The sequence below is a fragment of the Acinetobacter sp. 228 genome, from assembly GCF_048147885.1.
Genome location: NZ_JAYWYV010000346.1, coordinates 1 through 1,258 on the forward strand (window position 1 = coordinate 1; position 1,258 = coordinate 1,258).

Annotated in this window: 1 protein-coding gene and 1 pseudogene; both read left to right on the forward strand. The window is 40.9% G+C overall.

The window, feature by feature from the left end; all coding sequences use genetic code 11:
* Positions 1 to 1,087: urease subunit alpha (locus VXQ92_RS18845; protein WP_416682828.1), on the forward strand; the 1,087-nt coding region annotated here is incomplete at its 5' end.
* Positions 1,088 to 1,156: 69 nt separating this feature from the next.
* Positions 1,157 to 1,258, forward strand: a pseudogene (locus VXQ92_RS18850) (urease accessory protein UreE); the annotation flags it as partial.

Consider the following 1,258-nt stretch of genomic DNA (forward strand, 5'->3'; position numbering starts at 1 on the left):
CGAGCAAATTAAAGCAGGAGTAATTGGGTTAAAACTACACGAAGATTGGGGTTCAACACCTGCGGCTATTGATAACTGTTTGCGCGTTGCAGATGAGTATGATGTACAGGTCGCAATTCATACGGATACTTTAAATGAAGGTGGTTTTTTAGAAGAAACGCTAGCGGCATTTAAAGACCGTACGATTCATACTTACCATACCGAAGGTGCGGGCGGCGGGCATGCTCCCGACATTTTAAAAGCAATTGGGCAAAGTAATGTGTTGCCATCTTCGACCAACCCAACACGACCTTATACGATCAATACCATTGATGAGCATTTAGATATGCTCATGGTTTGCCATCATTTAGACCCTGCAATTGCTGAAGATATTGCTTTTGCAGAAAGTCGTATTCGCCGTGAAACTATTGCTGCTGAAGATATTTTACAAGACTTAGGCGCAATTGCCATGATGTCATCTGACTCTCAGGCAATGGGACGTGTGGGTGAAGTGATTTTACGAACTTGGCAAACTGCCCACAAAATGAAAGTACAACGTGGCCCATTAGAGGGTGACAATGAGTTTCATGATAACAATCGCGTTAAACGCTACATTGCCAAATATACAATTAACCCGGCAATTACCCATGGTTTAAGTCATGAAATTGGTTCGGTTGAAGTCGGAAAACTTGCTGATTTAGTGTTATGGAAGCCTGCATTTTTTGGAGTGAAACCTTCCATGATCATTAAAGGTGGCATGATTGCAGCAGCGCCAATGGGTGATATTAATGCTTCAATTCCTACACCTCAACCAGTGCATTATCGTCCAATGTTTGGTGCTTATCCACGTGGTGTGCATAACACCTGTATTACCTTTTTATCTCAAGTCGCAATTGATGAAAAAGTTGCTGAGAAGCTAAACCTTAAAAAGTTAATCAGTCCCTGTAAAAACACGCGTTCAATTACCAAAGCCGATATGAAACACAATACATATTGTCCTGTTATGCAGGTTCATCCTGAGACTTACGAGGTGCGGGCCGATGGTGAATTATTAATGTGTGAACCTGCTGACGTATTACCGATGGCACAACGTTATTTCTTGTTTTAATGAATTTATAGAGGTGATTTGCCTCATTACCTTATATATGAAAGAAATAAGTAAGGAGAGAAAAGCTAAATGAAAATTTACAACCAACGTCTTGAAGATATTTCTCCTGATCAGGCATTTGAAACGGTTGAGCTAACGTTTGATACCCGACAAAAATCACGTTTTCGAGCG